The following is a 24,625-nucleotide window of genomic DNA, read 5'->3' on the forward strand; positions in this document are numbered from 1 at the left end:
TCCCGCCGCTGCATCGCGAAGCGGCCCGCTCACTGCTTCTTCGAGCTGCGGAGGTACCGGTAGAACTCGGTGTCGGTGCCGAGGAACAGCGAGGTGGAGCCGTCCACGGTGCGCGGGTAGGCCTCGAGCGTCCGGAGGAACTGGAAGAACTCGGGGTCGCGGCCGAACGCGGCCGCGTAGATCCGGGTCGCCTCCGCGTCGGCCTTCCCGGAGACCTCCTGCGCCTTCCGGTACGCCTCGGAGCGGATCGCCTTCAGGTCGCGCTCGCGCTGGCCCCGGATCTCGGCCGCCCGGCCCATGCCCTCCGAGCGCGAGCGCTCGGCGATGCGGCGCCGCTCGGAGATCATCCGGTCGAACACCTTCACCTGCACCTCGTTGACGTAGTTGATGCGCCGGATCTGCACGTCCACCAGCTCGACGCCGAACTCCTTCACCACCTCGGCGGCGCGGTCGCGGATCTGCCGGGTGAGCCGGTCGCGGCCGACCTGCACGGGCTCGAGCGCCTCTGCCTCGCCGATCTCGGCGGAGTACTCGTCGTCCTCGAAGGTGCGGTCGGTGGTGCGCACGGCCTCGATGAGCGCGAAGGAGGCGATGGCGTTGCGCGTCTCGCCGTCGATGATGTCGTCGAGCCGCGACTGCGCGTTGCGCTCGTCCCGGAGCCGCTGGAAGAAGCGCAGCGGGTCCACGATGCGCCACCGGCCGAACGTGTCCACCCAGATGTACTTCTTGTCCTTGGTCGGGATCTGGTTCGGATCTCCCCGCCAGTCCAGCCAGCGCTTGTCGAACCGGTTCACGGTGTCGGCGAACGGGAGCTTGAAGTGCAGGCCGGGCTCGCTGATGGGCTCGCCGCGCGGCTCGCCGAAGCGCGTGATGACCGCCTGCTCGTTCTCGGTGAGGGTGTACGCGCTCGCGGCCGCGACGAGGACGCCGAGGATCACCGGCACGGCCACGACGACGGGCGAGCGGTTCATGGCTGCTCCTTCGCCTTCGCCGCGGCGCCTGCCGCGGGCGGGGCGCCGGCGCCGTCCATCCACAGCATGGGCGTCACGCCCTTGTGCGACTCGTCCACCACCACCTTCTGCCGCGAGCGCTGGAGGACCTCGGCGAGCGTCTCCAGGTACATCCGCCGGCGCGTGACGTCGGGCGCCTTCCGGTACTCCTCGTGGATGCGGACGAACCGGTCGGCCTCGCCCCGCGCGCGGTTCACGCGCTCGATGGCGTAGCCCTCGGCGGCGCGCAGCGTCTCCTCCGCCTCGCCCCGCGCGCGCGGGATCTCGCGGTTCAGCTCGGCGTAGGCCTCGTTGATGGCGCGCTCCTTCTCCTGGAACGCCTGGTTCACCTCGTTGAACGAGGGCTTCACCGGGTCCGGCGGGTTCACGTCCTGGAGCACCACCTGCTGGATGTCCACGCCGGTCTCGTAGCGATCGGCCAGCCCCTGCAGCAGGGCCTTCGCCTCGCTCGCGACCCGCTGGCGCCCGGTGGTGAGCACCTCGTTCACCGAGTGGTCGCCGACGACGGCCCGCATCGACGCCTCGGAGATGTCCCGCAGCATCGCCTCGACGTTCTTCACCTTGAACAGGTACTGGTAGGGATCCTTGATCTTGTACTGGACGATCCACTCCACCACGGCGACGTTGAGGTCGCCGGTCAGCATGAGCGACTCGCGCGCCAGGTCGGGCTTGTCCGGCTGGTAGGTGGTCCGTCCGTCGAGGTGCTCGGTGCGGAAGCCGAACTCGGCCTTGAGCTGCCGCTGCACCGGGACCTTGGTGATGCGGTCGATCCCGAAGGGGATGCGGAAGTGCGGCCCGGGCTCGACGGTCCCGATGAAGCGGCCGAGGCGCAGGATGACCCCGACCTCGTCCGGCTCCACCTGGACGTAGGACGTGGTCACGCCCACGAGCACGACGAGCGCCGCGACCACCAGCGGCAGCCGCCCGCCGAGCGCGCCCCACAGCCGGCGCGCGGCGTCGCCCGGCTTCGGCTTCGGGTTCGGCGGCTCACCCACGACCTGAGGGCTCGATTCCATCCATCTGGCTTGGCCCGATTCTCGTGAAAATGCAAGGCGCGGCCGCGCACGCTCCGTGAGGCGGGCAGCGCCGCCGGTTCACGGCGGGGCGAGCCTCCCCGGTCGCCGCGGCGGCCCGGCTACGCCGCCCGCCCCGCGTCCTCGTCGTCGCGCGCCGCCGCGTCGGCCGCGGCCGCGCTCGCCGGCGAGCCCCACGCGATGGGGCGGTTGAACAGCCAGCTCAGCATCCCGGAGATGCGCCAGAAGGCGGTGAGCTGGCGGAGGCCGAGGTTCTCGACGAGCACCGCGCCGATGAGCGCCGCGAGCTGCTTCGGCCGCTGGTACACGTGGAACGACTTCTCCTCGAGGAGCAGCGCGTTCGCGGAGAGCAGCGTCGCCACGCCGAGCGCGGCGGTGAAGAACGCGGCGAACGAGCTCCAGGAGATGACGCCGAGCGCCCAGGCGGCGCCGATCACCAGGTACCCGGCCACCTCGACCACGGGGCCGAACGCCTCGAAGAAGAGCAGGTTCGGCACGGTGAGCCACGCGGCGGCGCCGCCCCGGCGGTGGAACAGGAGCTGGCGGTTGGCGGCGATGGCCTCGAGGAGGCCGCGGTGCCAGCGGACGCGCTGCCTGCGGAGCGCGGCGAGCGTGTCGGGGACCTCGGTCCAGCAGATGGGATCGGGGACGAAGGAGATGCGGTACGGGCGGCCGGAGAGCCGGTAGAGCCGGTGCAGCCGGAGCACGAGCTCCATGTCCTCGCCGACCGTGTCGGTGCGGTAGCCGCCCGCCTCGATGACGGCGGTGCGGCGGAACATCCCGAACGCGCCGGAGACGTTGGGGAGCGCGTTCACCGGCGCCCAGCCGAGCCGGCCGAACAGGAACGCCCGCAGGTACTCGAGCACCTGCACGCGCGCGATCCAGCCGCGCGGCATCCCGATCTCCTCGACGAACCCGTCCACCACCCGGCAGCCGTTCAGGACGCGGATGGTGCCGCCGCAGGCGATGGTGGTCGGGTCCTCGAGGAAGGGCCGGACCACCCGGGCGACGCTGTCGCGCTGCAGCACCGAGTCGCCGTCCACCGCGCAGAACAGGGGGTAGCGCGCGGCGTTGATGCCGGCGTTCATCGCGTCGGCCTTGCCGCCGTTCGACTTGTCGAGCACGCGCACGTTGCGGTGGCGCAGCGAGCGGTACACGCGCCGGACCGGCGTGGACGGCACCGAGATGCGGTATGCCTCCGGGAACGGCACCAGCTCGAACTCGCGGGTGAGGACCTCCAGCGTCCGGTCGGTCGAGCCGTCGTTCACCACCACGATCTCGAGCTCGGGGTACTCGAGCTGGAGCAGGCACCGGATGGTCCCGGCGATGGTCTCCTCCTCGTTGAACGCCGGGACGATGATGCTCACCGGCGGCTCGAGCCGGGAGAAGAACCGCGGCAGCAGGAGCGAGGCGCGCGCGTCCGCGTCGCGCGCGATGACCCGCAGCGAGACGAGGTTGAGCGCGAGGTACGAGACCGTGAGCGCGATGAAGTAGGCGAGGAACGCCCACTGCACGACCTCGATGAGCCGGAGCAGCGTCACGGCCTCACCTCCGCGAGCGCCTGCCGCACGATGTCGCGCGCGAACCGGTCGCCGGACGCCTCGGCGAGCGCGAGCACGTCCTGCGACGAGCCGTAGGGGCGGGCGGCGAGGGCCTGCGCGGCGCGGTAGCGGACCCACCACTCCGGGTCGCGCAGCAGGCCGGCCAGCAGCTCGCGATCGGCCGGCTCGCCCACGCGCCCCAGCGCGGCGGCCGCCTGCACGCGGACCGACCACGAGGCGTGGCGCGCCGCGCGCCGGACGGCGTCGAGGAGGGCCGGGCTCCGCACCTGGCGCAGCGCCGCGGCGAGCACCTCCGGCTCGTCCGCGCGGTCGAGCAGCGCGGCCACCACGGGCTCGACCCTGCCCGCGTCCACGATGGACGCGAGCGGGAGCAGGCGCACCAGCGCGGTCGCGGGGAGCTCGCGGCAGAGCGCGGCGAAGCCCTCCGACACGCGGGGCGCGCTCGCCTCCGCGAGCACGGTCGCGAACAGCGGCACCGGCCAGTCGCCGCGCCGGGCCAGGCGCGGCAGCAGCTCGGCCGGCGCGCCCTCGGGGTCGATCCGCACCAGCGCGCGCGGCCGCGAGCGACAGGTAGGAGCGCGGGTCGTCGAGCCAGCGCAGCACCTCGCCGCGGTCCTCGGCGCGGCCGAGGTAGCCGAGCGTGCGGAGCGCCAGCACGCGCCCGAGCGCGTCCTCGCGGCGGAGCCGGGCGGCGGCGAGCGCGCGCGCGCCGAGCGCCTCGCCGACGCGGGCCAGCCGCTCGAGCGGCTCGCCCCGGATCCCGTCGAGGAGCTGGACCCAGAGCAGCAGGAACGCGTCCTCGTCCTCGGGCGGGAGGTCGGGCAGGCGCGGGCCGCCGCCGGCGACCGCCTCGAAGAGGACCGGCCGCCAGCGCGCGACGACGTCCTGCCGCCGCGCCTCGGCGCGCGCCAGCCGGCGCCGCATGCCGAGCACGCGCAGGACCAGCGCCGCGCTCACCAGGACGGTGAGCAGGCCGGTCGCCCACGCGGCGCGGACCACCGGCTCAAAAGCTCCGGCGAACGCCAAGGCGCCCTCCCACCCGCGAGTAGAGCTCCCCCTGCCGCTGCGCGGTCAGGTCCCAGGTGAGCGCCCACCGGGCCGAGAACGGGTGGACGCCGGTGAGCGCGGCGCCGAGCACGTCCGTCCGCAGCACCTCGCCCGCGCCCAGCGACTCCAGCTCGCGCCCGGCGGCGACGGCCACGCCCACCCGCCCGCGCTCGCCGTAGTAGAGGTCGAGCGCGAGCCGCCCGCTGCCGCTCCACGCACCGTGCAGCCCCGCCGCGGTCCCGGAGGCGGCCGCGCGCCAGCGGCCGAAGTACCGCTCCAGGCCGAGCGTGGTCAGCGCGACGGTGCTCGCCCCCAGCTCGCCGTCGTAGCGGAGCAGGCGCCCGCCCAGCGAGGCGATCCAGCCGGCGCCGAGGCCGCGCTCCGCGCGCGCCCCCGCCGACCAGCGCGGGAGGAACTCCCAGGTCGGGCTGGCGGAGCCCTCGACCCCGATCACGAACCCGGCCACCGGCGCCTGCGCCCAGACCGCCCCCTCCACGTCGTCCTCGCGGAAGCGCGAGGCCTCGCGCAGGCTGCCGCCGGCGGCGAGCGCGCGGTCGCGGTCGCCGGTCCAGGCGAGGTCGAGCGCGGTGGTGCGCCACGCCGGACGATCGCCCGAGAGCGCCTCGGCGCCATGGCTCAGCTCGACCGTCGAGGCGGCGGGGACGGCGAGCGGGAGGAGCAGGGCGAGCGCCGCGACCACGCGCCTCACGGCCGGTCCTTCGCGAGGCGCTTCAGCTCGGTGATCAGCGCGCCCGGGTCGAACGGCTTCTCGAGCCAGGCGTCCACCCGCGCCGCGCCGCCGCCCGCGGAGCGCGTCGCGCCGAGCAGCAGGATCGGCACCTCGCCCCAGCGCGGATCGGCGCGGAGCGCGGTGGCGACCGCGAGGCCGTTGCGGCAGGGGAGGAGCTGGTCGAGCACCATGGCGCTCGGCGGCTCGTTGCGCGCCGCGTGCTCCAGGGCGGCGCGGCCGTCGCCCACGATCTCGGGCGCGAACCCCTCGCGCTCGAGCAGGAACGCCAGCAGCCCGGCGATGTTCTCGTCGTCCTCGACCACCGTGATCCGGCGGGGAGGGCGGTGTCCCGCGCGCGTCTCCACGGCGAGGACTCTGCTCGCAGAGCGCCCCGCCCGGTATCGGGTGGTCGTGGGGTGCGGTGTGCGCGCGGAACCCACATCCGTCGCTGCGGCGTTCCGGGCGCGCGGGTCGAGGCACGTACGCGCAGTGCGCGTGGCGCGCGCTCACCCCTTCCCGATCGGCCGGCCGCTCCGGCACCACTCGCTGAAGGAGCCGACGTAGAGCGCGGCGCCGCCGAGCCCGGCGGCGTCGAGCGCGAGCAGCGTGTGACACGCGGTGACGCCCGACCCGCAGTGAACGACGAGGTGCTCGGGCGGCGTGCCGCCGAGCAGCGCGAGGTAGTTCCGGCGCAGCGCCTCGGGCGCGAGGAAGCGGCCGTCGGGCCCGAGGTTCTCGGCGCAGGGGAGGTTCAGGGTGCCGGGGATGCGGCCGGCGACGGGGTCGAGCGTCTCCACCTCGCCGCGCCAGCGCTCTCGCGAGCGGACGTCGAGCACCTTCCACGCCGGATCCCCGAGCCGCCCCGCCACCTCGTCGATCGAGAGCGTGGGGAGCGACCAGGCCTGGGCGGGATACGGCGGCACGGCGGCGACCGCGCCGGGCGCGGTGGTCACCGGGACGCCGGCGGCGCGCGCCGCCTGGAACCCGCCGTCCAGCACCGCGACCTGCGCGTGCCCGAACGCCCGCAGCATCCACCAGAGGCGCGCGGCGGCGTTCTGGCCGCCGGCCGCGTCGTAGACCACGATCCGGGTGTCCGGGCCGATGCCCCAGGCGCCGAGCTGGGCGGCCCAGGTGGCGGGCGCCGGCAGCGGGTGGCGCCCACCGCGCGCCGGGTCGAAGCCGGGCGCCGACGCCGAGCTGAGGTGGACGTTCAGGTCGGCGTGGAGCGCGCCCCGGAGGTGCCCGGCGCCGTAGGCGTCGGGGCCGGGGCGCGCGTCGAGCAGCCGCACGTCCTCGAGGGCGGTGAGCAGGGCCGGGGCGGCGACGAGCGGGCCGAAGCGCATCCCATCCCTCTAGCACGGCGTGCGTGCCTCACGACGGCCTCGCCGCCGCCCACCCCGCGCGGCAGCGCGCCGCTCAGCGCAGCGTCGCGTGGTACTCCTGCAGGCTCCTCACGCCCTCCGCGCCGGCGCGCCGCGCCGCGATGCCCTTCGCGGTCATCACCGCGGCCGCCGCGGTGGTGACGTACGGGACCCCGGCGCGGATGGCCGCCTTGCGGATGTACGAGTCGTCGTGGGTGCTCTGCTTGCCGGCGGGGGTGTTGACGAGCAGGCTCACCTCGCCGTTCAGGAGGGCGTCGGCGAGGTTCGGCCGCCCCTCGTGCAGCTTCAGCACCAGCTCGGCCTCGATGCCCTGGCCCGCCAGGTAGTCGCGGGTGCCGCGCGTCGCCTTCACGCGGAAGCCCATGCCGGCCAGCTCGCGGATCGCCCCCGCCACCCGCGGCTTGTCGGCCTCGGCCACGGTGACGAGGACCGTCCCGGCGAGCGGGAGCGGCGAGCGCGTCGCCTGCTGCGCCTTGTAGAACGCGAGCCCCGGGCTCCGCGCCAGCCCGAGCACCTCGCCGGTGGAGCGCATCTCGGGCCCGAGCACCGGGTCCACCTCCGGGAACATGTAGAAGGGGAACACCGCCTCCTTCACGCCGAAGTAGCCGGGCTTGCGACGCTCGAGCTTCAGGTCCTTCAGCCGCATCCCCAGCATCACCTGCGCGGCGATGCGCGCCATGGGGAGGTCGCACACCTTGCTGACGAGCGGCACGGTCCGGCTGGCGCGCGGGTTCGCCTCGAGCACGTACACGGTGCCGCCCGCGATGGCGTACTGCACGTTGATGAGCCCGACCACGCCCAGCTCCAGCGCCAGGCGGCGCGTGTAGTCCTCGATGGTGGCGAGGTGCTCGGGCGCGACGTTCACCGGCGGGATCACGCAGGCGGAGTCGCCGGAGTGCACGCCGGCGAGCTCGATGTGCTCCATCACCGCGGGCACGAACGCCTCGGTCCCGTCGCAGATGGCGTCCGCCTCGGTCTCGACCGCGTCCACCAGGAAGCGGTCCACGTAGAGCGGCCGCTCCGGCGAGACGTCCACCGCCTTGCGCACGTACTCGCGCAGCATCTCCTCGTCGTGCACGACCTCCATGCCGCGGCCGCCGAGCACGTAGGAGGGCCGGACGATGAGCGGGTAGCCCATGCGCCGCGCCAGCGCGAGCGCCTCGTCCAGGTCGCGCGCCAGGCCGGACTCCGGCTGCGGGATCCCGAGCTTCCGCACCACGGCGCTGAAGCGCTCCCGGTCCTCGGCGAGGTCGATGGTCTCGGGCGAGGTGCCGAGGATGCGGACCCCGGCCTGCTCGAGCTGGCGGGCGATGTTGAGCGGCGTCTGCCCACCGAACTGCACCATCACGCCGTCCGGGCGCTCCTTGCGGTAGATGGAGAGCACGTCCTCCACCGTCACCGGCTCGAAGTACAGCCGGTCGGCGGTGTCGTAGTCGGTCGAGACCGTCTCCGGGTTGCAGTTCACCATGATCGACTGGTAGCCGGCGTCGCGCAGCGCGAACGCGGTGTGCACGCAGCAGTAGTCGAACTCGATGCCCTGGCCGATGCGGTTCGGCCCGCCGCCGAGCACCATGATCTTCTTCGCGCCGGCCCGGGCCGGCACCGCGTCCGGCGCCCGGTAGGTCGAGAAGTAGTAGGCGGCGTCCTGCACCCCCGAGACCGGGACCGCCTCCCAGCCCTCCACCACGCCGAGCGCGGTGCGCCGCTCGCGGACCTCCGCCTCCGAGACCCGGAGCAGCCGCGCCAGGTACCGGTCGGCGAACCCGTCCTTCTTGGCGCGCACCAGCAGGTCGTCCGGAGGCAGCCGCCCGGCGTGCCGGAGCAGCTCCTCCTCCAGCGCGACCAGCTCCTTCATCTGCTCGAGGAACCAGCGCTTGATGTGCGTGCGCTGCACGAGCAGGTCGAGGTCGGCGCCCTTGCGGATCGCCTCGTAGAGCAGGAACTGCCGCTCGCTGGTGGGCTCGCGCAGCCGCTCCAGCAGCTCCGGGAGCGGCAGCTCGTGGAAGTCCTTCGCGAAGCCGAGCCCCGGCCGCCCGTTCTCGAGCGACCGGATGGCCTTCTGGAACGCCTCCTTGTAGCTCTTGCCGATCGACATCACCTCGCCGACCGCGCGCATCTGCGTGCCGAGCCGGTCCTGCACGCCCTTGAACTTCTCGAAGGCCCAGCGCGAGAACTTCACCACCACGTAGTCGCCGGACGGCGTGTACCGGTCGAGCGTCCCGTCGCGCCAGTACGGGATCTCGTCCAGCGTCAGGCCGGCGGCGAGCATCGACGAGACGAGCGCGATGGGGAACCCGGTCGCCTTCGACGCGAGCGCGGACGAGCGCGAGGTGCGCGGGTTGATCTCGATGACGATCACGCGGCCGGTGCGCGGGTCGTGGGCGAACTGGACGTTCGTCCCGCCGATCACCTCGATGGCGTCCACGATCCGGTAGGCCTGGTCCTGCAGCCTCGCCTGCAGCTCCGGCGAGATGGTGAGCATGGGCGCGGTGCAGTACGAGTCGCCGGTGTGGACGCCCATCGCGTCCACGTTCTCGATGAAGCAGACGGTGATCTTCCTGCCCTTCGCGTCGCGGACCACCTCGAGCTCGAGCTCCTCCCAGCCGAGCACCGACTCCTCCACCAGCACCTGCGAGACCGGGCTCGCGAGCAGGCCGCGCGCGGCGATCTCCTCGAGCTCCTCGACGTTGTAGGCGAAGCCGCCGCCGGTCCCGCCCATCGTGTACGCGGGCCGCACTACCAGCGGGAACCCGAGGCGCTGGCCGGCCGCCATGGCCTGCTCGAGCGTGGTCGCGATCTCGCTCCGCGCCGTCTCGATCCCGAGGCGCGTCATCGTCTCCTTGAAGGTCTCGCGATCCTCGCCGCGCCGGATGGCGTCCAGGTTCACGCCGATGACGCGCACGCCGTACTGGTCGAGGACGCCCTTCCGCGCGAGCTCGGAGGAGAGGTTCAGGCCGGTCTGGCCGCCCAGGTTCGGGAGCAGCGCGTCCGGCCGCTCCTTCTCGATGATCCGGGTGAGCGTCTCGACGTCGAGCGGCTCGACGTAGGTCGCGTCCGCCATGCCCGGGTCGGTCATGATCGTGGCCGGGTTCGAGTTGACGAGGACGATCCGGTAGCCGAGCTTGCGCAGCGCCTTGCAGGCCTGCGTGCCGGAGTAGTCGAACTCGCAGGCCTGGCCGATGACGATCGGACCGGAGCCGATGATCAGGACCTTCTTCACGTCGTCGCGGCGGGGCATGCAAGCTCCGGTCGGTGGGAGGGGGGCCGAATGATGCCACGGCGGGCGCCGGATCCGGCGGCCCTCGCACGGCGAGCGGGCGCGGGAGCGCTCACCGCTTCGTACGGGGACGCAGCGGACCCGGGGGTCCCCGGCGGACCGGTGCGGCCGCCGGTCGCGCCTGGGCGGGCGCCGCACCAGCCGCCCGGTCTCGCTCCGGATTCCCGGCGCGCGGACGTTCACGGTGCGTGACTGAAGGCGGACCGCGGGTTGCATGATCCCGCGGCGGCCGCCCCGACGCCGGGGCGGCCCCTGCCCATGGAGAAGGCCAACGTGACGAAGAACGTCGGGATCGGCGAGCGCCTCGGGGGCGTGTTCGCCGTGCTGATCGCCATCCTGGGGGTCGTCGCGTGGCTGGGCGTGCAGCGGCTCTCGAGCCAGAAGGACGCCATCGGCGCGGTGGCGGGCCCGCGCTGGGAGGAGACGGAGCAGGGGGTGAGGGGCCTGGAGCAGATCGGCCGCGAGACGGCGCTGGTCTCGGCGGTGTTCCTGGCGCCCGACGTCGAGGCCGCCCGGACCGCGGTGACCGCGGCGGACGCGGCCGACCGCGACGCGGACGCGCTGGTGGACGCGCTCTCGGAGCGGGTGCGCACGTTCCGGTGCGAGCCGGGCGTCGCGGCCATGGAGCAGGTCGCCGCGGCGCGGCGGGCCTTCGCGGCGGCGTTCGAGCGCGCGCACGCGCTGCTCGAGCAGGGGCACCTCGAGGAGGCGCGCGCGCTGGCCCGGGCCGAGGTCCTCCCGCGGCTCGACGACGTCCACCGCGCGTGGGCGGCGTTCTTCGCGCACGAGGGCGTCCACGTGCGGACCGCCGCGGCGGCCGTGGAGGCGGACCACGCCGCGGCGCGGACGACCACGCTCGCGATGGGCGCGGCCGCGGTGCTGCTCGCGGCGGCGCTGGGCGTGTGGATCACCCGGAGCATCACCGTGCCGCTCCGCGGCGTCATCGGCGCGGCGAGGCGGATCGCGGCCGGGGACCTGCGCGACCCGGTGCAGGTCACCTCGCGCGACGAGCTCGGCCTGCTCCAGCGCGCCATGCGCGACATGGGCGAGAAGCTGGCCGAGGTGATCGGCGAGGTCCGCGGCGGCGCGGAGGCGCTCACCGCCGCCTCGGCGCAGGTGGCCTCCACCTCGCAGTCGCTGTCGCAGGGCACCGGCGAGCAGGCGGCGAGCGCCGAGGAGGCCACCGCGTCCCTCGAGGAGATGGGCGCGTCGATCGCGCAGAACGCGGACAACGCGCGGCAGACCGGGCAGATGGCGACCCTGGGGGCGCGCAACGTCGACGTGGGCGGCAAGGCGGTGGCCGAGTCGGTGGCGGCCATGCGCACGATCGCGCAGCAGATCTCGATCGTCGAGGAGATCGCCTACCAGACCAACCTGCTCGCGCTCAACGCGGCCATCGAGGCGGCGCGCGCCGGCGAGCACGGGCGGGGCTTCGCGGTGGTGGCCGCCGAGGTGCGCAAGCTCGCGGAGCGCGCGCAGCGCGCCGCGAAGGAGATCGGCGAGGTGGCCGGCTCGAGCGTGCAGGTGGCGGAGCGCAGCGGCGCGCTGATCGCCGAGCTGGTGCCCGCCGTGCAGCGGACCGCCGACCTGGTGCAGGAGGTGGCGGCCGCGTCGCAGCAGCAGGCGGTCGGGGTGGCCCAGGTCTCGAAGGCCATGGCCACCGTGGACCAGGTCACGCAGCGGAACGCCTCGGCGGCGGAGGAGCTCTCCGGGACCGCCGAGGAGATGGCCTCGCAGGCCGAGGCGCTCCTGCAGCAGGTCGGCTTCTTCCAGGTGCGCGACGCCGGCCGGCGCGCGCGCTGAGCCCGGTCAGTCCCAGCAGACCTTCCGGATGGGCAGCCCGCGCCCCTCCGGCTCGCCGCCCGCGCCGCCGACCTCCGTGCGGCAGGGGCCCTCGCTCGGCGCCCACAGCGGCCGCTCCTCGCTGCCGTCCGGGTGGAGGGCGTGGCGCGGCGCCAGCTGCTCGGGGGCGGCCGCGTGGCCCTCCGCGGGGTTCCAGCGGCGGCCGGTCACGGCGTCGCCTCCGTGAACGACCGCAGGCGGTCGAGGAGCTGCCGGTGCGCGTCGCCCTGCACGGCGCGGTCGGACATCGGGTAGAGCATGTGCTCCTCCTTCATGTTGTGGACCGAGAGGACCTGCGTGAGCCCGCCCACCGCCGCGGCCAGGCCGCCGGCGTCCTCGCGGTGCAGCGACTCGGTGGCCTCGCGCATCCGCTCGCGGATCTGCACGTGCTCCATGCGCATCACCTGCGTCGGGCCGGAGGTCATGCCGGTGGCGCCCTCGAACGTCGGGAACAGGACCTGCTCCTCGGCGTCGATGTGGCGGTCGAGCCCGGACGCGAACTCGGCGAAGCGCCGCGCCGCGTCCCGGTACTCGCCCACCGCGGCGAGCCGCTCCACCTCGGGCAGGATCGCGTCGAGCCGGCGGTGGTCCGCCTCGAGGTAGCCGGTCACCGTGTCGGGCGCGCCGTCCGCGGGCGCGGCCGCCTGCCGCCCCGGCGCCTTGCGCGCGATCCGGACCTGCCAGGCGGTCGGGCCCTGCTCGAGGTACTCGTGCTGCGCCTCGCCGGGCCGGACGAACCGGAACTGCTGCAGGAGCGGCATGGGGTCGTGGTCGTTCACGATCACCATCGACTCGCCGGTGGCGAGCGCGTCGAAGCACTGGAAGACGAGGCCGTGCCGCACCTGCGGTGGGAGGGTTCGGAGGTCGATCACGCGGGGCTGCTGGGGCATCGGGTTCGCTCCTGTCGAACTGCGGGGACACAGGCCGGGGTTGCACGGGTCGTGCCCCTCGCGGGCGGGCGGTCTGGTTCGCGGATGCGCTGGCCGCCAGGCGTTTCGTGAGCGAGAGGGCTACCGGCGCCGCCCCTCGCGGGAGCGAAGGGTGTTCCAGGGCGTCTCGAACTGGAACGCGGACCGCTCCCTGCCCGGCGCGCCGGCCGGCCCCACATTGCGCGCATGGACGGCTCCGTGCTGGAGAGGGCGTTCACGAGGGCGGAGGAGGCGCTGCTCTCGCGCACGCTGGTCGGGCGCAGGCTCGCCGCGGACGTGCGCGACGCGGCCGGCCTGGTGGTGTTCGCCGCCGGCGCCGAGATCGACCGGCCGCTCCTCGACCGGGCGCGCGAGCGCGGGCTGCTCGAGGAGGTGGCGCGCGCCGCCGAGCCGGGCACGAGCGACACCGAGCTGGAGGAGCTGTTCCTGTGGCTCGCCGAGCGCCGGCGCCCCCGGGGCTGAGCGCCGGCGGCGACGCGGTGCTGCTCGTGAACGGCGCCGCGCGGAGGGGCGAGTCCGCGCTGGCCGCCGCGCGCGCTGCGCTGGAGCAGGCGGGGGTGCTCCTCGTCGAGGCGCGCGCCATCGAGCCGGCGGAGTTGACGGAGCGTGTCGAGGCGGCGCTCGCGGCCGGGGCGCGGCGCGTGATCGTGGGGGGCGGCGACGGGTCGCTCGCCGCGGCGGCGTCCGCGCTCGCCGGCACCGGCGCGGCGCTCGGCGTCCTGCCGCTCGGCACCGCGAACGACTTCGCGCGCACGCTGCGCATCCCGGACGACCTCGCGGGCGCGGCGCGGGCGATCGCGCGCGGGCGCGTGCGCCGGGTGGACGTCGGCCGGGCCGGCCGGCGCGCGTTCCTGAACGCCGCGAGCGTGGGCGCCTCGTCCGAGCTGACGCGGCGGCTCGACGACGGCCTGAAGCGGCGCGCCGGGACGCTCGCGTACCCGGTGGCGGGCGCCGCCGCCGCGGGCCAGCCGCCGTTCCGGGCGCGGCTCGAGGTGGACGGTCGAAGCGAGGACCTGGACGCGCTGCAGGTGGTGGTGGGGAACGGCCGGTACCACGGCGGCGGCCGGCTCGTCGCGCCGCGCGCCCGCGCCGACGACCACCTCCTGGACGTGTACGTGCTCGCCGCGGCGTCGTCGCCGGGCGCGCCGCGCCTGCGGGATCGCCTGCGCGACGTCGCCGGGCTGGCGCGCTACGCGCTGCTGCTCCTGCGCGGGCGACACCTCGAGCACCCGGGCGTGCTCCACGTGCGCGCGACGCGCGCCTCGCTCTGGACCGATCCGCCGCTCGAGATCGACGCGGACGGCGAGCTGGCCGGGTCCACGCCGGCCGAGTTCCGGGTCGCGCCGGGGCAGCTGGCCGTGCTGGCGCCGTAGCGGGGCCGGCCGCCCCGGGATGCGTCGCCCGGCACACGGAGCGTGTGGTCGGCAGGACACGCGCCGGCGGGATGCGCCCTGATCCCGAGGAGATGCACGCGGGGGGGCGGCGGCCCGGGGCTTGCGAGGAGCCGGCGCCATGACCCCGCTCGTCCTCCGCGCCGCCGTGGCCTCGCTCCTCCTCGTCCCGCCGCTCGCGTTCCTGCTCGCGTGCGCGCGCCGGGCGCTGCCGCCCCCGGCCTGCCCGCCCGCGGACGCGGTGGTCCTCGTCGACACCGCCGGGCATCGCCTGGCGCTCTGCGAGGCCGGCGCCGCGGCCGCGGTCTTCCCGGTGGCGCTCGGCAGCGCCGGGACGGAGAAGCGCGCCGAGGGCGATCGGCGCACGCCGCTCGGCGCGTACGCGCTGGGCGCGCCGCGGCCGTCCGCCGGCTTCGGCACGTTCATCCCCATCGGCTACCCGACGCCGGAGCAGCGGCGCGCCGGGCTCACCGGCAGCAACGTGGGCATCCACGGGCCGGCGAGGAGGATGCGCTGGGCGGGGCAGCTCAACACGTGGGCCGACTGGACCGCCGGCTGCGTGGCGCTCGGGTCCGACCCGGAGGTCGCCGCGGTGGCCGCCTTCGTCGAGCGGCGCCGGCCCCGCGTGGTGCTGCGCTGACGGCTCAGCCGGCGAAGGTCGCGGCGGTGGTGAAGCGGCGCAGCTCCTCGTACGGCAGCGCGCCGGAGACCCGGTCCACCTCCTTGCCGTCGCGGAACACGACGAGCGTGGGGATGGCCTGGATCCCGAAGCGCGCGCCGGCGGCCGGGCTCGCCTCGGTGTCCACCTTCAGGACCACCAGGCGCCCGGCCTGCTCGCGCGCGAGCCGCTCGAGCACCGGCGCGAAGGCGCGGCACGGGGCGCACCACGGCGCCCAGAAGTCCACCAGCACCGGCGCCGGGCTGCTCGCGACCGCGCGCTCCAGCTCCGCGAGGTCGGCGTGGCCGGGGGCGCCGGAGGTGTCGAGGTCCGCCTTGCACTTCCCGCAGACCGGCTGGCGCCCCGGCGTGAGCAGGGCGAGGCGGTTCATCGCGCCGCAGCGGGCGCACCGGTAGATGAGGGGGGAGGACATGGCTCGAACATGCGTACGCCGCGGCCGCTGTCAAACGCGCGGCGCCCGCCGGGCCCGCGCCCCGGGGCCGCGCCCGCCGCGCAGGGCGGCCGCGACGAAGTCCACGAACGCGCGCACTCGCGCCGGCACGGAGCCGGCGGGGCCCAGGAACAGCGCGTGGATCTCGAGGACGTCGCCGGGCTCGAACGCCTCGAGGACGCGCACCAGGCGCCCGGCCTCGAGGTCGGCGGCGACCTGGAACAGCGCCAGGCGCGCGAGGCCGGCGCCCGCGAGCGCCAGCTGCCGCGCGGTCTCGCCGTCGCCCGCGCGCACGGCGCCGCGCACCGGCACGCGCAGCGCCTCGCCGCCCCGGCGGAACGGCCAGTCGTCGAGGGCGCGCGCGAACGTGAAGCCGATCCGCTCGTGCGCGTCGAGGTCGGCGGGCGTGCGCGGCGTCCCGCGCCGCGCGAGGTACGCGGGCGACGCGACCACGGCCACCGGGCTCTCGCCCAGCTTGCGCGCGAGCAGCCGGGACGCGCGCAGCGGACCCACCCGGATCGCCACGTCGGCGCGGCGCTCCACCAGATCCACCACCTCGTCGGTGAGCACCACGTCGAGCGTGATCCCGGGGTTCGCCTGGAGGAACGCCGGCACCCGCGGGAGCAGGCAGTGCACGCCGAACGGGAGGTTCGCGTTCACGCGGACGCGGCCGCGCGGCGCGCCGCCTGCGGCCGCCGCCTCGGCGTCCTCGACCTCCGCCAGGATCGCGATCGCCCGCCGGTGGAACGCCTCGCCCTCCGCGGTGAGCCGGACGGCGCGCGTGGTGCGCGTGAGCAGCCTCGCGCCGAGCCGCGCCTCGAGGCGCGTGACCAGCTTGTTCACCGCCGAGGGCGTCCTCCCGAGCGCGCGGCCCGCGGCGGAGAAGCCGCCCAGCTCCGCCACGGTCGCGAACGCCTCCATCTCGTACAGCCGGTTGCCCTCGCCGTGCGGCATCGGTGAATCCCGTTCACAGGTGTTGTGCCTGCGGAGTGGTAGCGCGGGCGGGGGGTGCCGCGCATCCTTTCCGCTCCGCGCCCGTCGCACGCAGGCCGACGCCGCCGTCGCGCGGGGCGCGCCAACCCGGGGGAGGAGGAGCACCATGGAGCATCGGAGACTGGGGACATCGGGGCTGGAGGTGCCGGCGCTGAGCTTCGGCGCCGGGACGTTCGGAGGGACGGGGCCGCTGTTCAGCGCCTGGGGGACGATCGACGTCGCGGGCGCCCGGCGCATGGTGGACATGTGCCTGGACGCGGGCGTCACGCTGTTCGACACCGCGGACGTCTACTCGTCGGGCGCCTCGGAGGAGGTGCTGGGCGCGGCGCTGGAGGGCCGGCGCGAGCGGGTGCTCGTCTCCACCAAGACCGGGCTCCCCACCGGCGACGGCCCCAACGACGCGGGCACCTCCCGGCTGCGCCTCGTCCGCGCCTGCGAGGCGGCGCTGCGGCGGCTCCGCACCGATCGCATCGACCTGCTGCAGCTCCACGCGTTCGACGCCCGCACCCCGGTGGACGAGGTGCTCGCCACGCTCGACGAGCTGGTCCGCGCCGGGAAGGTCCGCTACGTGGGCGCCTCCAACTTCTCGGGCTGGCAGCTGATGAAGTCCCTCGCGGCGGCGGATCGCCACGGGTGGCCGCGCCACGTGGCGCACCAGGTGTACTACTCGCTCGTCGGACGCGACTACGAGTGGGAGCTCATGCCGCTCGCGCAGGATCAGGGCGTGGGCGCGGTGGTCTGGAGCCCGCTCGGCTGGGGTCGGCTCACCGGCAGGGTTCGCCGCGGCCAGCCGCTGCCGGCCGTGAGCCGGCTCCACCAGACGGCCGAGTACGGGCCGCCCGTGGACGAGGCGCTGCTGTACCGCGTGGTGGACGCGCTCGAGGCGGTGGCCCAGGAGACGGGCCGCACCGTCCCGCAGGTCGCGCTCAACTGGCTGCTCCGCCGTCCGAGCGTGTCCACGGTCGTGATCGGCGCCCGGACCGAGGAGCAGCTGCGCGACAACCTGGGCGCGGTGGGCTGGGCGCTCACGCCGGAGCAGGTCGCGGCGCTCGACGCCGCGAGCGCGGTGCCCGCTCCCTACCCGTACTGGCCCTACCGGCGGCAGGCCGGCTTCGCGCGACTCTCCCCGCCGGCCGTCTGACGCGCCGGGCCCCCCGTGCGCGCATGGGCGCGGCTCCTTCGGGGCTGCTGCCTCGCGCCGCCTTCGATGAAACACTGGCGGGGCAGCGCGGGCGGGGGGTCCCATGAAGGCGCGGTCGCTGGGCCAGGTGATGTGGCTGAACCTGCGCGCGCTCCCGGGCGCCGCGCTCGCCATGCTGCCGATCCTCTTGCGGCGGCCCGCCGGCGCGCGCCGGCGGAAGCCGCGCGAGGAGGGCGCCGGCGCCCCGCTGCCGGACGCCGAGCCGGGCCGGGGCAGCGCCACGTCGTGAGCGCGGGCCGGGGGGAGCGGGCGTGAAGATCGGGATCGTCACCGAGTACTACTACCCGAGCATCGGCGGGGTTCAGGAGCACGTCCACCACTTCGCTCGCGAGGCGCGGCGGCTCGGGCACGCCGTGAAGATCCTCACCAGCGAGATGCCCGACCTGCCGCCGCCCTCGGCCGAGGCGAGCGGTCCGGACGTGCTGAGGCTGGCGCGCAGCCGCCCCTTCTACCTGAACGGCGGCTTCGGCCGCGTCTCGGTCGGCCTCGGCCTGTCCCGCGCCATGCGCGACGCGCTCGACCGTGAGCGCTTCGACCTCGTGCACGTCCACTGCCCCATCACGCCGGTGCTGCCCTGGCTCGCGCTCCAGCACGCCCGCGTGCCGGTCGCCGGCACCCTCCACACGCACTACACCCCCGGCCTCGGCTCGCGCCTGGCGGCCGGCCTGGAGCGGCGCTACCTCGGCCGGCTCGACCTGGTGCTGGCCGTCTCGCACGCGGCCGCGTCGCTCGCCACCGGCATCCGCGACGACGTGCAGATCGTCCCGAACGGCGTGGACGCGGAGGGGTTCGGCCAGGGGCGCCGCCCGGCGCGCTTCGACGACGGCCGCTTCAACGTGCTGTGGGTCGGCCGCCTCGAGCCGCGCAACGGGCTCGACCGCATGCTGCGCGCGTTCGCGCGCCTGCGGGCCCGCCTCCCGGCGCGGCTGCTGGTGCTGGGCGACGGGCCGCTCCGCCGCCGCTACGAGCGGATGGTCCCGCGCGACCTCGCCGGCGACGTGGTGTTCGCCGGGGCGGTGATCGAGGGGCGGGCCGACTGGTATGCCGCCGCGCACGTCTACTGCGCCCCCACCAGCGTCGCCTCCTTCGGCGTGACGCTGCTGGAGGCCATGGCGGCCGGGCGCCCGGTGCTCGCGTCCGACATCGACGGGTTCCGCGAGGTGCTGCACGACGGGCAGGAGGGGCGGCTGCTCCCGCCGGACGACGCCGACGCGTGGGCCGGCGCGCTCGAGGCGCTCGCGCGCGACCCGGCGGGCGCCGCCGCCCTGGGCGCCCGCGGCCGGGCGACCGCGGCGAGGTACGCCTGGCCGATCGTGGCGCGGCGCGTGCTCGACCTGTATCAGCAGGTGGTCTGAGGAGCAGTCCGGGGCGATGCCGACCGAGGTGACGCCGACGGGGTACCGGAGCGAGCCGCGGCGCGCGGACCTCGACTGGCTGCGCGTGCTCGGGATGCTGGCGGTGTTCCTGGTGCACGCCGCCGAGCCCTTCAACCCCTGGGACACCTGGCACGTGCAGAGCGCGCTGCGCAGCAAGTGGCTCGGCGAGCTCGTGTTCTTCCCCGCGCCGTGGATCATGCCGCTCTTCATGGCGCTCGCGGGCGAGGCCGCCTGGCTCGCGCTCCGCAGCCGCTCGCCGGCCCGGTACGTCCGCGAGCGCCTGCTCCGCCTCGGGCTGCCGCTCGTGCTCGGGATCCTGGTGCTCGTGCCGCCGCAGGTCTGGGTGGAGCGGCGCCTCCAGGGCCGGTTCGACGGGTCGCTGCTCGCGTTCTACCCGCACTTCTTCGACGGCATCTATCCGGACGGGAACTTCGCCTGGCACAACCTCTGGTTCCTCGTCTTCCTGCTCGCGTTCTCGCTCGCGACCGCGCCGCTGCTCGCGCGGCTGCGCGCCCCCGCCGGCCGCCGGCTGCTCGCGCGCCTGGCCGCGCCGTGCCAGGGGCCGGCCGGCCTCGCCTGGCTGGTCCTGCCCGCGGTGGCGATCCGGATCCTCACCGCGACCTCGGCGCCGGGCTTCCCGCCGCTCGCCTACGACTGGTCGAACCGCGGGCTGCTGCTCCCGGCGTTCCTGTGGGGGTTCGCGGTGGCGGCCGAGCCCGGCTTCGCCGCGGCGGTGGACCGCCACTGGCGCCCGGCGCTCGCGATCGCCGTCGCCGCGTCGGTGGGGCTCTGCGCGTGGGCCTGGCCGGGAGACGTGCTCGCGAGGCTGCCGGCCGCGCGGTCGGCCGGCGGCGTGCTGCTGTGGGGCGGCTACGGCTGCGCGTCCTGGTGCTGGCTGGTGGCGCTGCTCGGCGGCGCGCGCCGGTTCCTCGCGCACGACGGCGAGGCGCTCCAGCGCGCCAGCGGTCTCGTCTACCCCTTCTACGTGCTGCATCACGGGGTGATCGTCGCGCTCGCCGCCGCGATGGTCCGCCGGGGCGCCGACTCCGCCGGGCTGCCCGCCGCGTTCGTGGGGCTCGCCGCGGCGTCGCTCGCCATCAGCGTCGCCCTCTGCTGGGTGGTCGCCGCGTGGGAGCCGCTCCGCCTGGTGTTCGGCCTCCGTTCGCGCCACCGGTCCGTCGTGCGCGAGCCGGTCCCGCTGGCTAGAGATGAGCTGTAGCGGCGCGGAAGGCGCCGCCCGGAGCCGGCTGCTCCGGACGCACGCCACGCCCGCTTGACCCCGACGCGCTCCACCCATCGGCCCACCCGGCTTCGCCGCCTCGGCGTCCTGCTCTCGATCGCGGCCGCGCTCGCCATGGCCGCCCCGGCCCGCGCCGGACGCGCGCCGCCGGCGCCGGCCGACCTCGACGCGCGGCCGGTCGAGCTGCGGAGCGGCTCCGGGAGCACGATCCGCGGCTGGCTCGCGCGCGGCCACCCGGGCGCCGGCGCCGTCCTGCTGCTGCACGGCATCGGCGCGAGCGCCGCGGAGATGGCCGGGCGCGCCCGCTTCCTCGCCGCGGCCGGCTACTCGGTGCTCGCCATCGACTTCCGCGGGCACGGCGCGAGCGGGTCGGCCCAGACGACCTACGGCGGGCTGGAGAGCCGCGACGCGCGCGCGGCGGTGGAGTGGCTGCGCGCGGCGCTCCCCGGCGAGCGGATCGGCGTCATCGGCATCTCCATGGGCGGCGCGGCGGCGCTGCTCGGCCCGGCGCCGCTGAAGGTGGACGCGCTGGTGCTCGAGTCGGTCTACCCCACCATCGACGCCGCGATCCGCAACCGGGCGCGGGCCTGGCTCGGGCCGCTCGGCGCGCTGCTCGCGCCGCTCGTCGAGCGCCTGATGCTGCCGCGCCAGGGCGTCCGCGCGGCCGACCTGCGCCCGGTGGACCGCATCGGCGACCAGGTCGCGCCGCTCCTCGTGCTCGCCGGCGCCGCGGATCCGTACACGCCGCCGTCGGAATCGAGGGAGCTGTACCGGAACGCCCGCGGGCCGAAGGCGCTCTGGGAGGTGCCCGGCGCCGGGCACGTGGACCTGCACGCGTTCGCGCCGGCCGAGTACGAGCGGCGCGTGGGCGGGTTCCTGGACCGCAGGCTGCGGACGCAGACGGCGCTGGCGCCGGTCGGCGCGGCGCCGCTCGCCGCCGGGCCGACGCCGGTCGCGCCGCTCGCCGCGGCTACGGGTACGCCGTGAACAGGTCGGACAGGCTGGCCGAGGTGGCCGCCGTCCGCAGCAGCGGCGTGACGCCCAGGATCTCCTGCACGGTGCGCACGGTGGAGCCGTGCGTGTACGCGCCGGGCGCGGCGTAGCCGGGCTTCGCGAGCGGCGACACGGCGATGAGGCCGATGGGGTGGTCGCCCCGGTGGCCCTCGTCCCACACGATCAGGATCACGCCGCCGTCGCGGTACGCGGCGCTGTCCATGATGGCCGGCACCTCGCGCGCCAGGAACGCGTCCTGCTGCCCGACGGGATCGTTCAGCGGCGGGCAGGCGTCGTGGCCGTCGTCGCAGACGTCCGGGACGATGAACGCGTACCGCGGCACCGTCCCGGCGGCGAGGTCCGAGGCCAGCTCCTCGAACGGCCGCACGTGCGCGATGCAGCGGGCGCTGTGCGGGTCGAAGGGCCTCCCGGAGACGTCCTCGAAGTAGACGAACGGATCGTGCCGCACCGCGTACTTCCCCTCGTTGACGAGCGGGCAGGTGTCGCCGGAGATGCCCTCCGCGTACGCCTTCCACGTGAGCCCGACGTCCTCGAGGTACGTCGCGAGGTGGCAGGTCACCGGCAGCGGCACGTCCGCGGGCGGCGCGTCGAAGTGGATGCCGAGCGGATCGCCGGCCTCGAGCCACACGTAGTTGCCGAGGCTGGGGTGCAGGCCGCCGGTCCGGTAGTCGAGCGCGTGCGCGAACGCGGGCAGCAGCGTGCCGTTGACGTACGGCGCCGACGGGCTGCCGGCCACGTCCGACCAGTCCTGGTTCTCCATCACGATCACGAACACCGTCTTCAGCGCGTGCGGCGCGCCGCCGGTGGCGAGCGCCGGCGCCTCGGGTGGGCAGGCGTCGTGGCTCGTGTCGCGGGTCTGGGAGCAGGCGAGGGCGAGCGGGAGGAGGGCGGCGAGCAGCGCGGGACGGCCAGGGAAGCGGTGGAGGCGGGGGACGGGGGTGTGCACGGACGTTTACTTGGGGCCGGCGCGGCGGCGCGCAACGCGGGCGGCCGTTCGAGCCCGCACGGGAACGCCGGTGGGTGAATCCCGCACCTCGCCCGGGCGCGCGCCGGCCCCCTCTGGGACGGTCGCACGCGTCGATCCGGCGGCTCCCGGATCGTCGCAGGGCTAGACGCACGGAACGCGGCGGCTCGGGCCGCCCGGCCCGTCGCACCAACCCGGACCACGGAGAGACACCATGCGGTTCATGATGATCGTGAAGGCCAGCCCGGAGAGCGAGGCGGGAGCGCCGCCCAGCCGCGAGCTGATCCAGGCGATGACCCGGTACAACGAGGAGCTGGTGAACGCGGGCGTGCTGCTCGCCGGCGACGGCCTGCTCCCGTCGTCGAAGGGCGCGCGGGTGAAGTTCTCGAAGGGCAAGGTGGAGGTGGTGGACGGGCCGTTCGCCGAGACCAAGGAGCTGGTGGCCGGCTTCTGGATGATCCAGGTGAAGTCGAAGGAGGAGGCGATCGCCTGGGCGCGGCGCTGCCCGAACCCGATGGGCGAGGGCGCCGAGGGCGTGCTGGAGCTGCGGCAGGTGGCGGAGGCGGCGGACTTCCCGCCGGAGGTGTTCACGCCGGAGGACGCCGCCAAGGAGACCGAGATCTTCGAGCGCGCCAAGCGCAACGCGGCGAACCCGTGACGGCCCCGGCGGCGCGGAGGCGCGCCGGGTGACTCGCCCGGACGCGCACCGCGCGGTCCACGCGGTGTTCCGCATCGAGGCGCCCCGGCTCATCGCCGGGCTGGCGCGGATGGTGCGGGACGTCGGGCTGGCCGAGGAGCTGGCGCAGGACGCGCTGGTCGCGGCGCTGGAGCGGTGGCCGGAGTCGGGCGTCCCGGAGAACCCGGGCGCCTGGCTCATGGCCACCGCGAAGCGCCGCGCCGTGGACGAGCTGCGCCGGAAGCGCATGGTGGAGCGCAAGCACGAGGCCCTGGGGCCGGATCCGGAGGCGCTCGGGCCCACCGCGCCGCCCGCGCCCGACGCGGCGGTGGACGAGCCGGTGCGCGACGACCTGCTCCGGCTCGTGTTCATCGCCTGCCACCCGGTGCTCTCGCGCGAGGCGCGCACCGCGCTCACGCTCCGGCTGCTGGGCGGCCTCACCACCGAGGAGATCGCCCGCGCGTTCCTGCTGCCCGAGCCCACCGTCGCCCAGCGCATCGTGCGGGCGAAGCGCACGCTCGCCGAGGCGCGCGTGCCGTTCGAGGTGCCGGGCGGCGCGGACCTCCAGGCGCGGCTCGGCTCGGTGCTCGAGGTCGTCTACCTCGTCTTCAACGAGGGCTACACCGCGACGGCGGGCGACGACTGGATGCGCCCGGCGCTGTGCGAGGACGCGCTGCGCCTCGGCCGCATGCTGCAGGCGCTCGTGCCCGACGCGCCGGAGGTCCACGGGCTGGCCGCGCTCATGGAGCTGCAGGCCTCGCGCGCCGCGGCGCGGACCGGCCCGTCCGGCGAGCCGGTGCTGCTGCTGGAGCAGGACCGGAGCCGGTGGGACGCGCTGCTCATCCAGCGCGGGCTGGCGGCGCTGGAGCGCGCCGAGCGGCTCGGGGGCGCGCTCGGTCCCTACGCCCTGCAGGCCGCCATCGCCGCCTGCCACGCCCGCGCCCGCGCCGCGGCCGCGACCGACTGGCCGCGGATCGCCGCCCTCTACGACGCGCTGGCGGAGCTGACGCCGTCGCCGGTCGTCGAGCTGAACCGGGCCGTGGCGGTGGCGATGGCGTTCGGCCCCGCGGCCGGGCTCGAGCTGGTGGACGCGATCGCGGACGAGCCGTCGCTGCGCCGCTACCACCTGCTGCCCAGCGTGCGCGGCGAGCTGCTCTCCCGCCTCGGCCGCCACGAGGAGGCCCGCGCCGAGCTGGAGCGGGCCGCCGGGATGACGCGGAACGCCCGCGAGCGCGACCTGCTGCTCGCCCGCGCCGCCACGTGCGCGCGCGGTTCCGGCGGCGGCGGTTCGGGCCCCTGAGGAGATCCGCTCGCCCTGAGTTCGTGGGGTCGTGACCAGGGCGAGCCGTTCCCGAGATCCGCTCGCCCTGAGCCTGTCGAAGGGCGAGCGGCCGATGCTCATGTGTCATCGTCGCGTGCACTCGAAGCCGGGAGGCCGAGGGGGCGCGGTCCTGGTTTGCGCTCCCGCCCTCGCCCGCTCTCGCGACGTGGAGGCGGAATGCTCGGCGCGGGACTTCGGTCGTAGGACGCGCGCGGATCGCGTTCGACGCGCTTGGGCGCGCTCGCAAACTCGGCCGCGCGTATCGCTGGCGCGACGCGCGGCCTCAGACAGTGCTCGCCGCGCACGCCGGCTGATTACGCGCGCGAGAGGTGGTCGTCGCGGGCTGCGCCTGCGCCGACAGTCGCGGTCGCGGGCGAGGGCGTCCGCGCTGCGGACGGGGGCCGTACTGGCGGCTTCGAGCGCCAATCAGAAGAACGGCGCCTCCACCCCGCCTCCCCTCCACGTCAGGCCGCCCCGGAGGCGATCCGGGCGTTCGCGCCGGAGCGCAGCGCAGCAAGCGTTCGGCA

24 protein-coding genes are annotated in these 24,625 nt (G+C 75.6%); 11 read left to right on the forward strand and 13 right to left on the reverse strand.

Annotation, left to right across the window (positions count from 1 at the left end; genetic code table 11):
* Positions 1-29: 29 nt before the first annotated feature.
* From hflC to carB, 8 genes are all read right to left on the reverse strand, one after another.
* On the reverse strand, positions 30-971 hold the full coding sequence (hflC, locus tag PSR1_RS05250) for a protease modulator HflC (RefSeq protein ID WP_059436575.1): 942 nt from the start codon (positions 969-971) through the stop codon (positions 30-32).
* Positions 968-2,026, reverse strand: a complete 1,059-nt coding sequence (gene hflK / locus PSR1_RS05255; protein WP_059436576.1) for an FtsH protease activity modulator HflK — start codon at positions 2,024-2,026, stop codon at positions 968-970. Before hflK ends, hflC begins: the two co-directional genes overlap by 4 nt.
* Positions 2,027-2,145: 119 nt before the next feature.
* Positions 2,146-3,585, reverse strand: coding sequence for a glycosyltransferase family 2 protein (locus PSR1_RS05260; protein WP_059436577.1), 1,440 nt, complete (start codon positions 3,583-3,585; stop codon positions 2,146-2,148).
* A complete protein-coding gene (locus PSR1_RS24415; RefSeq protein WP_237757824.1) occupies positions 3,582-4,151 on the reverse strand; it encodes a HEAT repeat domain-containing protein in 570 nt (189 codons plus the stop codon). Before PSR1_RS24415 ends, PSR1_RS05260 begins: the two co-directional genes overlap by 4 nt.
* Positions 4,152-4,609: 458 nt before the next feature.
* Positions 4,610-5,362 carry a YaiO family outer membrane beta-barrel protein gene (locus PSR1_RS05270; protein WP_059436578.1) on the reverse strand — a complete coding sequence of 251 codons (753 nt, stop codon included), beginning with the start codon at positions 5,360-5,362 and terminating at the stop codon, positions 4,610-4,612.
* On the reverse strand, positions 5,359-5,748 hold the full coding sequence (locus PSR1_RS05275) for a response regulator (RefSeq protein ID WP_237757825.1): 390 nt from the start codon (positions 5,746-5,748) through the stop codon (positions 5,359-5,361). The genes PSR1_RS05270 and PSR1_RS05275 overlap by 4 nt, the downstream gene beginning before the upstream one ends.
* Positions 5,749-5,889: 141 nt before the next feature.
* On the reverse strand, positions 5,890-6,726 hold the full coding sequence (locus PSR1_RS05280) for a sulfurtransferase (RefSeq protein ID WP_059436579.1): 837 nt from the start codon (positions 6,724-6,726) through the stop codon (positions 5,890-5,892).
* A 73-nt stretch (positions 6,727-6,799) separates the two neighbouring features.
* A complete protein-coding gene (carB, locus tag PSR1_RS05285) occupies positions 6,800-10,003 on the reverse strand; it encodes a carbamoyl-phosphate synthase large subunit (protein ID WP_059436580.1) in 3,204 nt (1,067 codons plus the stop codon).
* 312 nt (positions 10,004-10,315) lie between these two features.
* Here carB and PSR1_RS05290 point away from each other — a divergent pair, with 312 nt between their 5' ends.
* Entirely contained in the window at positions 10,316-11,845 is a 1,530-nt protein-coding gene (locus PSR1_RS05290; protein WP_059436605.1) for a methyl-accepting chemotaxis protein, read from the forward strand.
* A gap of 6 nt (positions 11,846-11,851) precedes the next feature.
* On the opposite strand, the gene PSR1_RS05295 is transcribed toward PSR1_RS05290, so the two are convergent.
* Together PSR1_RS05295 and PSR1_RS05300 are read right to left on the reverse strand one after the other, a co-directional pair.
* Positions 11,852-12,055, reverse strand: coding sequence for a hypothetical protein (locus PSR1_RS05295; RefSeq protein ID WP_059436581.1), 204 nt, complete (start codon positions 12,053-12,055; stop codon positions 11,852-11,854).
* Complete coding sequence (locus PSR1_RS05300; RefSeq protein WP_059436582.1) at positions 12,052-12,774, reverse strand: DUF2249 domain-containing protein; 723 nt, start codon at positions 12,772-12,774, stop codon at positions 12,052-12,054. Before PSR1_RS05300 ends, PSR1_RS05295 begins: the two co-directional genes overlap by 4 nt.
* A gap of 225 nt (positions 12,775-12,999) precedes the next feature.
* On the opposite strand from PSR1_RS05300, the gene PSR1_RS05305 reads away from it, so the two are divergent.
* The 3 genes from PSR1_RS05305 (at position 13,000) to PSR1_RS05315 (ending at position 14,844) form a co-directional block, all read left to right on the forward strand.
* Entirely contained in the window at positions 13,000-13,275 is a 276-nt protein-coding gene (locus PSR1_RS05305) for a hypothetical protein (protein ID WP_059436583.1), read from the forward strand.
* A complete protein-coding gene (locus PSR1_RS05310) occupies positions 13,242-14,186 on the forward strand; it encodes a lipid kinase (protein WP_237757826.1) in 945 nt (314 codons plus the stop codon). Before PSR1_RS05305 ends, PSR1_RS05310 begins: the two co-directional genes overlap by 34 nt.
* A gap of 139 nt (positions 14,187-14,325) precedes the next feature.
* Positions 14,326-14,844, forward strand: a complete 519-nt coding sequence (locus tag PSR1_RS05315) for a murein L,D-transpeptidase family protein (RefSeq protein WP_059436584.1) — start codon at positions 14,326-14,328, stop codon at positions 14,842-14,844.
* 4 nt (positions 14,845-14,848) lie between these two features.
* Here the strand turns inward: PSR1_RS05315 and trxC are convergent, their stop codons facing one another.
* Together trxC and PSR1_RS05325 are read right to left on the reverse strand one after the other, a co-directional pair.
* Positions 14,849-15,295: a thioredoxin TrxC gene (gene trxC / locus PSR1_RS05320; protein WP_059436585.1), complete on the reverse strand. Its 447-nt coding sequence runs from the start codon at positions 15,293-15,295 to the stop codon at positions 14,849-14,851.
* A 30-nt stretch (positions 15,296-15,325) separates the two neighbouring features.
* Positions 15,326-16,267 (reverse strand): LysR family transcriptional regulator, encoded by a 942-nt coding sequence (locus tag PSR1_RS05325; protein WP_059436586.1) that lies wholly within the window; start codon positions 16,265-16,267, stop codon positions 15,326-15,328.
* A 145-nt stretch (positions 16,268-16,412) separates the two neighbouring features.
* Between PSR1_RS05325 and PSR1_RS05330 the strand changes: the two genes are divergently transcribed.
* The 5 genes from PSR1_RS05330 to PSR1_RS05350 all read left to right on the forward strand — a co-directional run bounded on the left by PSR1_RS05330 (position 16,413) and on the right by PSR1_RS05350 (position 21,110).
* Positions 16,413-17,447: an aldo/keto reductase gene (locus PSR1_RS05330; RefSeq protein WP_059436587.1), complete on the forward strand. Its 1,035-nt coding sequence runs from the start codon at positions 16,413-16,415 to the stop codon at positions 17,445-17,447.
* Positions 17,448-17,550: 103 nt separating this feature from the next.
* The gene (locus tag PSR1_RS05335; RefSeq protein ID WP_059436588.1) at positions 17,551-17,736 is read left to right on the forward strand and encodes a hypothetical protein; all 186 of its coding nucleotides are present in this window, start codon (positions 17,551-17,553) and stop codon (positions 17,734-17,736) included.
* 22 nt (positions 17,737-17,758) lie between these two features.
* Positions 17,759-18,862, forward strand: a complete 1,104-nt coding sequence (locus PSR1_RS05340) for a glycosyltransferase family 4 protein (RefSeq protein WP_059436589.1) — start codon at positions 17,759-17,761, stop codon at positions 18,860-18,862.
* 16 nt (positions 18,863-18,878) lie between these two features.
* The gene (locus PSR1_RS05345) at positions 18,879-20,102 is read left to right on the forward strand and encodes an acyltransferase (RefSeq protein ID WP_059436590.1); all 1,224 of its coding nucleotides are present in this window, start codon (positions 18,879-18,881) and stop codon (positions 20,100-20,102) included.
* Between the two features lie 54 nt (positions 20,103-20,156).
* A complete protein-coding gene (locus tag PSR1_RS05350) occupies positions 20,157-21,110 on the forward strand; it encodes an alpha/beta hydrolase (RefSeq protein ID WP_059436591.1) in 954 nt (317 codons plus the stop codon).
* On the opposite strand, the gene PSR1_RS05355 is transcribed toward PSR1_RS05350, so the two are convergent.
* A complete protein-coding gene (locus tag PSR1_RS05355; RefSeq protein WP_059436592.1) occupies positions 21,094-22,083 on the reverse strand; it encodes an alkaline phosphatase family protein in 990 nt (329 codons plus the stop codon). The genes PSR1_RS05350 and PSR1_RS05355 overlap by 17 nt on opposite strands.
* Before the next feature lie 232 nt (positions 22,084-22,315).
* On the opposite strand from PSR1_RS05355, the gene PSR1_RS05360 reads away from it, so the two are divergent.
* Both PSR1_RS05360 and PSR1_RS05365 read left to right on the forward strand, forming a co-directional pair.
* On the forward strand, positions 22,316-22,759 hold the full coding sequence (locus PSR1_RS05360; RefSeq protein ID WP_059436593.1) for a YciI family protein: 444 nt from the start codon (positions 22,316-22,318) through the stop codon (positions 22,757-22,759).
* Between the two features lie 28 nt (positions 22,760-22,787).
* Entirely contained in the window at positions 22,788-24,077 is a 1,290-nt protein-coding gene (locus PSR1_RS05365) for an RNA polymerase sigma factor (RefSeq protein WP_059436594.1), read from the forward strand.
* The last annotated feature ends 548 nt before the right edge of the window (positions 24,078-24,625 follow it).

It is taken from the genome of Anaeromyxobacter sp. PSR-1 (assembly GCF_000964525.1).
In the GTDB taxonomy this organism is placed as follows: Bacteria; Myxococcota; Myxococcia; order Myxococcales; family Anaeromyxobacteraceae; genus Anaeromyxobacter.

Excerpts from the sequence above, each read along its gene's own strand:
- PSR1_RS05335 (WP_059436588.1), top strand. The coding sequence starts at position 17,551 with ATGAAGGCGCGGTCGCTGGGCCAGGTGATGTGGCTGAACCTGCGCGCG.
- PSR1_RS05315 (WP_059436584.1), top strand. The coding sequence starts at position 14,326 with ATGACCCCGCTCGTCCTCCGCGCCGCCGTGGCCTCGCTCCTCCTCGTC.
- PSR1_RS05305 (WP_059436583.1), top strand. The coding sequence starts at position 13,000 with ATGGACGGCTCCGTGCTGGAGAGGGCGTTCACGAGGGCGGAGGAGGCG.
- PSR1_RS05280 (WP_059436579.1), bottom strand. The coding sequence starts at position 6,726 with ATGCGCTTCGGCCCGCTCGTCGCCGCCCCGGCCCTGCTCACCGCCCTC.
- PSR1_RS05300 (WP_059436582.1), bottom strand. The coding sequence starts at position 12,774 with ATGCCCCAGCAGCCCCGCGTGATCGACCTCCGAACCCTCCCACCGCAG.
- PSR1_RS05345 (WP_059436590.1), top strand. The coding sequence starts at position 18,879 with ATGCCGACCGAGGTGACGCCGACGGGGTACCGGAGCGAGCCGCGGCGC.
- hflK (WP_059436576.1), bottom strand. The coding sequence starts at position 2,026 with ATGGAATCGAGCCCTCAGGTCGTGGGTGAGCCGCCGAACCCGAAGCCG.
- carB (WP_059436580.1), bottom strand. The coding sequence starts at position 10,003 with ATGCCCCGCCGCGACGACGTGAAGAAGGTCCTGATCATCGGCTCCGGT.
- PSR1_RS05325 (WP_059436586.1), bottom strand. The coding sequence starts at position 16,267 with ATGCCGCACGGCGAGGGCAACCGGCTGTACGAGATGGAGGCGTTCGCG.
- PSR1_RS05330 (WP_059436587.1), top strand. The coding sequence starts at position 16,413 with ATGGAGCATCGGAGACTGGGGACATCGGGGCTGGAGGTGCCGGCGCTG.
- PSR1_RS05360 (WP_059436593.1), top strand. The coding sequence starts at position 22,316 with ATGCGGTTCATGATGATCGTGAAGGCCAGCCCGGAGAGCGAGGCGGGA.
- trxC (WP_059436585.1), bottom strand. The coding sequence starts at position 15,295 with ATGTCCTCCCCCCTCATCTACCGGTGCGCCCGCTGCGGCGCGATGAAC.
- hflC (WP_059436575.1), bottom strand. The coding sequence starts at position 971 with ATGAACCGCTCGCCCGTCGTCGTGGCCGTGCCGGTGATCCTCGGCGTC.